The organism is Dehalococcoidales bacterium (genome assembly GCA_028716225.1).
GTDB lineage: Bacteria > Chloroflexota > Dehalococcoidia > Dehalococcoidales > UBA5760 > UBA5760.
The window spans coordinates 23,108-29,388 of sequence record JAQUQE010000021.1 but is presented as its reverse complement, the minus strand read 5'-3'; the positions used below and the strand labels follow the sequence as shown (position 1 = coordinate 29,388).

The 6,281-nt window shown below is 54.2% G+C and carries 3 protein-coding genes; 1 reads left to right on the top strand and 2 read right to left on the bottom strand.

The window, feature by feature from the left end; translation table 11 throughout:
• The coding region (locus tag PHI12_10125) for a helix-hairpin-helix domain-containing protein (GenBank protein MDD5511150.1) at positions 1–656 on the bottom strand (656 nt) is incomplete at its 3' end.
• Between the two features lie 861 nt (positions 657–1,517).
• Here PHI12_10125 and PHI12_10120 point away from each other — a divergent pair.
• Positions 1,518–1,883: a hypothetical protein gene (locus PHI12_10120; protein ID MDD5511149.1), complete on the top strand. Its 366-nt coding sequence runs from the start codon at positions 1,518–1,520 to the stop codon at positions 1,881–1,883.
• A gap of 141 nt (positions 1,884–2,024) precedes the next feature.
• Here PHI12_10120 and PHI12_10115 read toward each other — a convergent pair whose 3' ends face one another.
• Positions 2,025–5,741, bottom strand: coding sequence for a hypothetical protein (locus PHI12_10115; protein MDD5511148.1), 3,717 nt, complete (start codon positions 5,739–5,741; stop codon positions 2,025–2,027).
• Positions 5,742–6,281 lie beyond the last annotated feature (540 nt).

The window sequence follows — 6,281 nt, the reverse complement described above, 5'->3', positions numbered from 1 at the left end:
GGGTCAATCCCCATATTCCGGGCGATCTTGTCCGCCGTCTTGAAACCAATGCCGCTGATATCAAGAGCTAGCCGATAGGGATTCTCCTTAACCACCGACACAGACTTGTCACCATAGGCTTTGTATATCTTCACCGCATAGGTGGAACTGACCCCGTGTCCCTGAAGAAATACCATGACCTCACGTACTTCTTTTTGCTCCTGCCATGCTTTACTGATCCTCTCCGCTCTGATACGGCCGATTCCCTCTACATCGAGTAGTCTCTCCGACCTTTCCTCAATGATGTCCAGCGTCTCCAGTCCAAACAGGCTGACGACCCTTTTGGCCATGATGGGGCCGATACCTTTAACCAAGCCGGATCCAAGGTACTTCTCAATACCAGTTATCGTAGCGGGCAATACCGAAAGGCAACCTTCTACTCGAAACTGCCTCCCGAATTTGGCATCAACAATCCACTGACCTCTTAGCCGTAGAGTCTCACCCGGATTAGGGCAGGGCATGTTGCCCACTATGGTTACCAGATCCGGATTCCTGGCTACCTGGAGCCTGGCAACGGTATAATCGTTTTCCTCGTTGTAATAGACTATTCGCTCAAGGATACCCTCAAGAGTCGAATGGTCTTTTGGAATGCCGCTAGCCTGGTGATTATTCTTCATACTGAAAATACTATACCAGACAGGGAGGGCTTCAAGAAACAAGAAACACCGGGGTGGATATTGCACAATGAGATTGGCGCTCCCGATAACGAGATTATATGTAGCCCCTAAGGCTATGCCCTAACGCCCCAGGCTTTTTCAATCTCTAACCTGGCACTTGGGCCCATGCCTCACCACCCCGGCAAAAAACATTTTAACACTAGTGGTCAGACGGGACAAGGCGTGCGATCGGTTGAACCTTCCGATGGATCGTGCAGACGATTATGTAACGGCATGAAGGTTTTGTTTTGTAGGCTATGAGATGCTATATTCTGATTGATGGACAGTTCTTACCTAGTCATAGGTCCGAGTGCATTTCACCCCTCCGTTGAAGCATGGAGTCTTGAGCGTCTGCCATTCGAGCCCAAGGGGCAGATGGTTCAATTCAGGAATGCTGTTCGCAAGGCATTGCTAAGCTGGAGACCAATACCTGGCTCACATTTAGTTGCCCAGTATATCTCCCCAATTGCGCAACCTTGTGATGTCGAGAACATAGTCTTCTACAACGTTGGGGCCCGCTCTTTTACACATCTACAATGCAAAGCCATATCTTTTGAGCGTGTATTATCTAAGCCCCCAGATTCGCCTTACGCGGCTAACAGAGATTGGGGCCATTACCTGTCTTACGAAATCGGTGATATACAGCAAGGATGGACTCATTGGAAACCAAGTCGTATACTTGCTGACTGGAATAACGTTTTCTGTGAGATATTATCTAGCTCTTCTAAAGCTAGCCGATTGTGGTACAAGTTCAGAACAAGCGCTAATGCAGGCAGAGTACATCGGGTAAATACATCTACAAAATCACATGCGCTCCTGGGTATGAAGATTACGATAAAAGTCCCGGGAAGGGTGAGGATGAACCTGACTTCGGTAATTAAACCGTTATTCGATGGCGTCATAGCTGCTTTCAATGGCCACGATGGTACTGATATGCACGTGGTTACAAAGCGAATTGCTGCTGAACTATGTACAGGTCAAGAAGAAATCGTGCGCCTCTTAGAGGACGAACAGATGGCCATCCTTGGATCAAGAAGACTCGTGTGGCCCTGGCGAGAGGGTATCCAATGGAACCCAAGCGATGACCGCCTTGTTGCAGGAGAGCTTTCAATTGCCGAGTTTGCTTCCCAACGGGAATGGGAACTATCCGGCGAGCTTTTCGAGGTTAACCAAGAAACATCTTCGTAATTCTTCAAGGTTCCCTTCAGGGAACAACATGGCTTAATGTTGGATGATATCCAACTTCCTACCCCACTCACGTAAAAAAAGAGCCCCCCGAAATTCGGGGGGCTCTTAGATTAACTAGCTATTGTCCTTAAGGCGTCAGTTTTACCTTCTGCTCCGGACAATCAGGACAATTACCACCACTATCAACGCCGCTCCGATTCCGATCATGGCATAGATCCAGGTCGGTACGATCTGCTGGGTAGGCGGGATGTTGATTACCGGAGGCTCCTGGGGCTGTGGTTCGGGCGGTATGTACTCTTCAGCAGCGACGGCAAAGGTGCCGACATCGCTCTGGGAGAGCATGGTGCCGTCCTTCCAGGCGGTTACCTGCCAGTAGTAGGTGGTCTCGTAGTCCAGGGTGCCCGAGTAGGCGTAGGCGGTACCGCTAACATCAGCAGTGGCCAGTGCGCCGGAGAGGTCGGGGCTGGCGGAGAGGACAAAGCTGTAGGTGGTGGCGTCGTAGACGCTGCTCCAGGAGAAGCCGACCCCGGTGCGCTGGGCAACCACATCACCCTGTTCGGGGGCGATCAGCTTGACCGCGTTAGCCGAAGAGGCCTCGACGGTGAAGCTCCAGGTCTCGGACCAGGGGCTGTGGACGCACTCGTCGGTCTCGGTGTTGGCCTCTCTAACGTGCCAGGTGTAGGTGCGGCCACACTCAAGTCCGTAGTCAAAGTAGAAGGTGGGCGGGTCGCCGGTGATCTCCTCATCGATCCAATCGACGATGACGTTGCCGTCCTCGTCCATAATCTCGATGTCGTAGCTGCAGGCCAGGCACATTCTCTCCCACTTGAGGGTCATGGCAGCGCCATCACAGGTGCTGCAGACGTCACAGGCCACGATGGCCCCGTCCTCAGGAGAGGTCAGGTCCGGGCCGTGCTTGGCGGCACAGTCCTCGTAGCTCCAGAGCAGGCCGCAGCCCTCACCGACGACATCGTAGAAGTAGGTGTCGATGGCCCAGAGGACAGAGTTGGTGTCCGGGCTAAGGCAGCCGCAGATCTTAAGGGCGGTCGGGTTCTGGTCGAAGTCCTCACCTGTGTCACAATTGCCGTTACTTCCTTCACATTGGTCCGCACTCATTCCGGCGATCAGGTAGTCCCAGTCCTCGGTGCCGCAGCAGTCGGTTTCACAGGGAGTCAGGTTGCGGGCAACACCACTGTACTGTTGGTAAACACAACCGTTGCTTTCGTATGTACAATCAAAATCAGTGCTTATGCCGTCAATATACCGCTCGCAGTATTCATCCTCGCAGAAGACACTGGTATCGGCAATGATCTGATCGCTGGAGGCGTAGAGGGTGCCCTCACGGGCGACCACGATGCCGGTGTAGTCGTACTCCATAGCATTGAGGTCATCCCAGGCACCTTCGTTGAGGTCGGTGCGGTAGATGCCCTTGCCGTCAAGGGCGGCATAGACGATGTTCTCGCAGACGGGGTCGCAGGCAACGTGTACCTGAGCATCACCGTCACCGGGCAGGTCGTCGGTAACATCCCAGGTCTCGCCACCGTCCTCGGACCAGGCTACCGGTTCGTCACCGGCACCGCCGACGATAACCCAGCCCTGGGCACAGCAGGAAGCGATGGAGTGGCCGGTGTCAAGGCCGGTGTCGACGCCGTCGGAGGGGCGTCGTCCGTACTGGGTGGAGGTAGAGACCTGTCCAGCCTCATCGAGGATGTAGACCACGTTCTCGGTCTCAACGGCAAAGTCCTGGATGACCAGCTTCTGGTTGACCGCCTTGTTCCAGCACTGGCCGCAGTCACGGCTGTAGAAGAGATCTTGGGTGTCCTGGATACCCATGTAGATGGTGCAACATTCCGTGTCCTCGTCGCAGGGCAGCCGCAACAGTAGCTGGCGAGCCCAGAGGCGATGGTCTATTTGTCCATTATCATCTTCCACCAGATCTCCGAAATCGGGAGGATTGGTGATATCCCAGCCGCTGGGGTCGTCGGACCAGTTGCCGTGGTAGACGCGCTCCCAGGTGTCGCCGTTGTCGTAGCTCCGCCACACGGAGTCGCAGGCGAAGACGCCGATATTTTCCGGATCACAGCAGTCGTAATCTACGCAGGGGTAGCCTCCGTTTAGATTACCTTCATCAAAATTATTGTATTCAATCGCCACATTGATGGTTGAGAGGTAGAGCACGCTGCAGTCCGGGCAGACAGCCAGATCGGAGAGGAAATCGATGTCGGTGTCGATCAAGCCGATCTGGTTGAAGGAGACGGCGTCATCGAGGCTTACCGAGAAGGCCGACTCATCAAGAGGGACTCCGTAATCATACTCTATGTACGGGTTAAATGAAGAATCAGGAGCATACCCACTGAGTTCATATGGATAACCCTGGTAGCTGCTCCAACTGCCGGTGGTGGTGGCGAAGGCCTTCTCCCCGTCGGGGGTGTATGAGACCACTGCCATGAAGGGTCCCGAGGGGTCCTTGCAGGCGGATTCCCACTCCGGACAGCAGTCGTCTAGCTCAACGGTGTGGTAGACTGCTACACCAGCGCAGGGTGTTGGGACTGCCGCCATCATTTCATCCTGTTCCGCATAGACGCCGACCATGGCTTTGCAGGTGTCAGCGTCGCCGTGAACATCGATGCTGGCCAGTATCGGGTCGCCCGAGGGGCCGCAGCGGCCGGTCAGGGCGCCGTCCTCAGATATAAAGACGTAACCCTTAACAGTGACATCGGGGAAAGCTGAGATGTCATCAGTGGCGTCAACATAGAGGTAAATGTTGTTGTCGGCCGGTTCGGCACCATCGAAGTCGGCGGGCAGGGCAAAGCCCATGCTCCTCACCACGGGGAAAGTATAGAGGTTGGTGCCTTCATCGGTGATCAGAACGGCATCGCCAAAGCCGGCTTCAGCGTTCCAGACGCCGTCGCCGTTGAGGGTGCCTTCCTGCAGGTATGGCATATTATAAGGTTCCACTCCATCGTATGGTGCTCCCAGAGACATGCAGACGATGGTGTCGTCCATATCGAAGTTGGGCGAGAAGTCAACCGCGATTACGGCCGCACTGTATAGCGGCCATTGGGGAACCAGCAGATCATCCTCGGTGCTGTCGTTCCAGCCCGGGTAGTACCGGGTGTCAACCCAGCCACCGGTGAGCCATGTCCCCGCCTCGAGGCGGAAGACGGCGCCGGGGCCTACGGTACCATCATCCGTGCCATTCCCGTCAGTAATACCGGCCAGGGCGATGTTGTGGATGCTGCCCACCGCGGGCGAGACGGCCATATCCATCATCGCCATCATAACCGTGCCGGCGGAGGCGTCTTCAACGGGGTGAGCGTAGGTGAAGTTAGCCCCGCCGTCTTCGGAGGCGATCACGAAGGGCAATGGCATCACCGCGTCGTTGTCATAGTAGTAACCGGCCACGGCAACCCAGTCCTCGTCATCGGGTGACACCGCTACCAGGTCCAGACCGATGTCAGTTTCAGAACCAGGATCTACGATGAGATCAGGTAGGGAAGAAGCCTCCATGACGTTCTCGGTGATGTCGCTCCAGGTGACACCGCCGTCATCGGACTTGACTAGGGCAAAATTACCCCATTCCCCTAAATCATCAAAATACCAGCCGACCTCGGTGCATTCGCTCTCTAGCTCAAGGACGGCGTAGATGATGTCGCCCTCGTCGCCGCCGACGGCATAGTCGAGGATGTCGGAGGCGGGCAGGATGACCAGGTCATCCCAGCTCGGCGTGTTGACCGCACCCCATTCCATCTCGTCGGCCTGGGCAGCGGGAGCAGCGATGAAGGCTGCACCAAGCGAAAGAGTAAGGCCGAGGGCAAGGCCTACGCCAAGTATCTTAGATATCAGTTTAGTTTTCATCGACCTAAATATTCTCCTTAAATTTTAAGTATTACCTTCCTCCACATAAAGATGTAACAACACACACCTCTTTTTCTCTCTGGAGAAAGGCTATGTTTTCCGGTTTTCCGCTATGCTCCCGGCATCAGGAGCGTCCCCCTTCGGAACAAGTAAAGAAGCATCCCTCCGGGCTCTCTCTATGGCACCACCTCCTTCTTCTAGAGAATCGGCGTAATTATATCACCTTTTGTCAATAGGAAGCTAGAGGTATCCTTGCGATATTTGGACTCAGTGCGTCTCTTGATTTTCAATGAATCGCCAACATGTAATACTTAAGGACAGATGCCGTGCGGTCAATTCGCTTTGCAGGGGATTATAGACCGCCTTCTGCGGAGGATATTGGCTCAGGCAACCTGCCTTTTCTTTTAACCAATATATTTAGTGAATGCACTTTCTGACGGAACGTTAAATCGCTCATTCAGAGGCATCCTTTGCTAACTGTCTTCTTCCCTCTCACGTTACTTTGTTATATACTTTGCGTAAGATAAATTATCACTGGGA

Excerpts from the sequence above, each read along its gene's own strand:
- PHI12_10120 (MDD5511149.1), top strand. The coding sequence starts at position 1,518 with ATGAAGATTACGATAAAAGTCCCGGGAAGGGTGAGGATGAACCTGACT.
- PHI12_10115 (MDD5511148.1), bottom strand. The coding sequence starts at position 5,741 with ATGAAAACTAAACTGATATCTAAGATACTTGGCGTAGGCCTTGCCCTC.